Genomic DNA, 3,449 nt, shown 5'->3' with positions numbered 1-3,449 from the left:
CCGTCTGTCCGGTCATGAAATTGCCGGCGGCCGATCCCATCAGCACCGCGGCGCCGGCGATTTCGTCGGGAATGCCGATCCGCAACAGCGGCGAGCGCGCGGTGGAGGCCTTCAGGGTCTCCGGATTGTCCCACAACGCCCTGGCGAAATCGGTCTTGATCAGGCCGGGCGCGATGCAGTTGACGCGGACATTGTGCGGGCCGTATTCGCAGGCCAGATTGCGCGCGAGCTGCATGTCGGCCGCCTTCGAGATCGCATAGGCGCCGAGGATGGTCGAGCCTTTCAGGCCGCCGATCGAGGACACGATGATGATCGAGCCGTCCTTGCGCGCGATCATCTGCGGCACGACCATGCCGATCACCCAGTTGTTGGCGACGATATTGTTGTCGAGGATCTTGCGGAACTGATCGTCGGAGATGCCGGCGAGCGGGCCGTAATACGGGTTCGATGCCGCGTTGCAGACCAGCACGTCGATCCTGCCGAAGCTGCGGTTGCTCTCGTCGACCAGGTGCTGCAGGTTTTCCTTCGATGAAATATTCGCCGCGATCGAGGCCGCGGTCCCCTGCCCGAACCTGTCGTTGATCTCCTTCGTCACCTGATCGCAGACGTCCTGCTTGCGCGAGGAGATCACCACCTTGGCGCCGTGCTCGGCCATCCGCTCGGCGATGGCGCGGCCGATGCCGCGGGTCGAGCCGGTGATGACGGCGACTTTGCCGGTCATGTCGAACAGGGTCATGTTTCTCTCCCGAGTTTGAGGTTTTGATTTCGGTTCCGAGTAAAGCAGACTTCGATCATCATGCTTCACGCAAGCTTGGTTTCCGGCACGACCTCCGGACCTGCCGGCTGATGCATCGCGTCATGCCTTGAGTCGGCGATCCAGGGCTGCTGGTTGACCATCGGCAGCCGCCAGTTCGCGCGGCCCGGGCTTGCGAAATGATCGAGCCTGGTCACCGAGCAATTGTCGATGTCGAAGGCAAGTCCCTTGTCGGGCTGGCCGCCGAGCGCAAGACCGATCGCCGCCTTGATCGTGCCGCCATGGGCGACCGCGATCACGTCCGCCCCGGCCTGTTCGAGATTGATGCGATCGATCACGCCGCAGACCCGGTTGTAGAGGTCCATGAAGCTCTCGCCGCCGGGCGCGGGTTCATCGATATCGGCAAACCAGTGACTGCCGACCGGCCGGCTGGCAACGAACGCGGCGCGATTCATGCCCTGCCATTGCCCGAGATGCTGTTCGGCAAGCGCCGCCTCCTGTGTCATCGCCGCGGGCTTTGGAAAGCCGCTCGCCCAGATCGCTGCCGCGGTCTGATGCGTGCGCATCAGGTTGCTCGCGAACCAGACCGCGTTGCGCGGCAGGATCTTTGCCACCGCCTCGAACACGCAGCGATCGCTGGTGTCGCAGGCGAGATCGGTCTGGCCATAGATGTTGCCGCCGTCATTGCGCACCGGCGCGTGGCGCACCCACCACCACCTGGTCGTGACCACGGCCGGTTTGTCTGTGTTGGACATCGCCGAACCCCTTCAATCATGTTGGCCTGAGGCTGTACGTGAGACCAAGGCACGTCTCAAGTCACGTCTCGAGTCAGATTGGCGTTTGAAATCCTGTTTGAAATTTCCGCGCCGGCGGCAATTCGGACTGGTCCTGCTGCGTCATTGGTGGTTTCGTGATGGCCGGGCTTGTCCCGGCTTGTCACGGGCATGACGGGCGAGCGGGTGAAGCTGAACGAATCCACGACGCCTTGTCCGTTTGTGACGCAGTGGGACAACCGACCCGAAACCAGGCAAGAACCAGGCAGGAGGACCAAGCATGGGCCGCATGGCAGGCAAATCCGTCATCATCACCGGCGCCGGCAGCGGGATCGGACGCGCCGCCTCGCTGTTGTTCTGCAGGGAAGGCGCAACGCTGATTGCGGTCGACCGCAGCGAGGCCGTCAAGGAAACCGTCGATGAGGTGCGCATGGCCGGCGGCACCGCGGAGGCGGTGCTGGCCGATGCCGGCTCCGAGCAGGACGTGATCGGCTTCATCGCCAAGGCGCTGTCCGCCCATGGCAGGCTGGATGCGATCTGGGCCAATGCCGGCATCTCTGGCGGCCTCGTGCCATTGGCCGAGCAGACCGTCGAGCACTGGCAGGAGATCTTGCGCATCAACCTGATCGGGCCGTTTCTGACGATCAAACATGCGATGCCGCACATGATCAAGCAGCAGGCCGGCGCGATCGTCCTGACCGCCTCGGTCGCCGGGCTGAAATCCGGCGCCAGCGGCCATCCCTATGCCGCGAGCAAGGCTGGCGTCATCAGCCTGGTGCAGACCACGGCCTATTCGCTGTCCGGCACCGGCGTGCGTATCAACGCCGTGTGCCCGGGCCTGATCGAAACCGGCATGACCAAACCGGTGTTCGAGCGCGCCAGGGAGCGCGGCACGCAGGACAAGATCGGCCAGCTCAATCCGTTGAAGCGCGCCGGCCAGCCGCATGAGATCGCGGCGATGGGATTGTTTCTGGCGAGCGACGAGGCATCCTATGTCAACGGCCAGGCGTTTCCGGTCGACGGCGGACTGACGGCGTCGATGCCCTATGCGGGCAAGCCGATTTGAGACGCGTTGCCGCTCCGTCATGCTGTGGCGATACCCTTTTGCGACCGCGCTGCACAGGCCGTCGTCATGGCCAGGCTTAGCCGTCCGAAGGACGGCGTCGCTTCCGCTCGCCTATGTCCCGGCCATCCACGTCTTTCTCGCCGGCGACACCGCAAGGTCGTGGATGCCCGGGACAAGCCCGGGCATGACGGCGTGGAAGCCATTCATGCCAGCACCCGATCCCTGTGCCCGCCCCGAAAGCCTCGAAGTTCGTCATGGCCGGGCCCGTCCCGGCCATCCACGCCTTTCATCGCCGGCTTGCTGTCGATGTCGGACACCTTCAGCGCCACCGCCACGCTCAGCGCCGCCCTGTATTTGAGTGACGGCGCCGCATCGAGAAGTCGCGCCACTTCCTCTGGACTCAGCACCACCGGCAGTTTACGCGGCGCGGGGACGAATGTCGCGCGTTCCACAAGGTCGGGGCGTAGCGTCGAGATCGTCTGGTTGATGGTGGGGACGCCAACGCCGCTCGCCGTCAGGTGCAATTGGTAGCGCCGCACTGTCGCTGAACCGGACGCAGTCGGCCGTGAGCATGCAGGTCAAGCGGCTGGAGCAGCAGCTCCATGCGGAGTTGTTTCACCGCACCAAGGCCACCGTGGACATCTCCGAAGCGGGCGGTAGACCGGCTGCGCCATCAGCCTGCCGGTCACAGAGGCCGTTGACCCGGGGCGGACCTCGCGCCGCCTTGGTTCTAGGGCCTGTCTTCAGTTAGGGGATTCCCAAATCAGTTTTTGAATGATTCATAGGCGGTCGGCCTGAGGGGGGCCGACCGATGCGACGTTTTGCGTTACGCGACGATCAATGGGAGCGGATCAAG

Annotated in this window: 5 protein-coding genes; 2 read left to right on the top strand and 3 right to left on the bottom strand. The window is 64.3% G+C overall.

Annotated elements, in window-relative coordinates:
- Both WCB02_RS35045 and WCB02_RS35040 read right to left on the bottom strand, forming a co-directional pair.
- A partial coding sequence (locus tag WCB02_RS35045; RefSeq protein WP_423965889.1) for an SDR family NAD(P)-dependent oxidoreductase occupies positions 1-736 on the bottom strand: 736 nt, incomplete at its 3' end.
- Positions 737-801: 65 nt separating this feature from the next.
- Positions 802-1,509 (bottom strand): histidine phosphatase family protein, encoded by a 708-nt coding sequence (locus tag WCB02_RS35040; protein ID WP_423965886.1) that lies wholly within the window; start codon positions 1,507-1,509, stop codon positions 802-804.
- 298 nt (positions 1,510-1,807) lie between these two features.
- On the opposite strand from WCB02_RS35040, the gene WCB02_RS35035 reads away from it, so the two are divergent.
- Positions 1,808-2,593: an SDR family NAD(P)-dependent oxidoreductase gene (locus WCB02_RS35035; protein WP_423965884.1), complete on the top strand. Its 786-nt coding sequence runs from the start codon at positions 1,808-1,810 to the stop codon at positions 2,591-2,593.
- A gap of 203 nt (positions 2,594-2,796) precedes the next feature.
- Here the strand turns inward: WCB02_RS35035 and WCB02_RS35030 are convergent, their stop codons facing one another.
- Positions 2,797-3,132, bottom strand: coding sequence for a hypothetical protein (locus tag WCB02_RS35030; protein ID WP_423965882.1), 336 nt, complete (start codon positions 3,130-3,132; stop codon positions 2,797-2,799).
- A 32-nt stretch (positions 3,133-3,164) separates the two neighbouring features.
- On the opposite strand from WCB02_RS35030, the gene WCB02_RS35025 reads away from it, so the two are divergent.
- Positions 3,165-3,344: a hypothetical protein gene (locus WCB02_RS35025; protein ID WP_423965892.1), complete on the top strand. Its 180-nt coding sequence runs from the start codon at positions 3,165-3,167 to the stop codon at positions 3,342-3,344.
- Positions 3,345-3,449: the final 105 nt, after the last annotated feature.

Source organism: Bradyrhizobium sp. (assembly GCF_049581145.1).
Classification (GTDB): domain Bacteria; phylum Pseudomonadota; class Alphaproteobacteria; order Rhizobiales; family Xanthobacteraceae; genus Bradyrhizobium.
This window is presented reverse-complemented; position numbering and strand designations above follow the sequence as displayed.

Excerpts from the sequence above, each read along its gene's own strand:
- WCB02_RS35025 (WP_423965892.1), top strand. The coding sequence starts at position 3,165 with ATGCAGGTCAAGCGGCTGGAGCAGCAGCTCCATGCGGAGTTGTTTCAC.
- WCB02_RS35035 (WP_423965884.1), top strand. The coding sequence starts at position 1,808 with ATGGGCCGCATGGCAGGCAAATCCGTCATCATCACCGGCGCCGGCAGC.
- WCB02_RS35040 (WP_423965886.1), bottom strand. The coding sequence starts at position 1,509 with ATGTCCAACACAGACAAACCGGCCGTGGTCACGACCAGGTGGTGGTGG.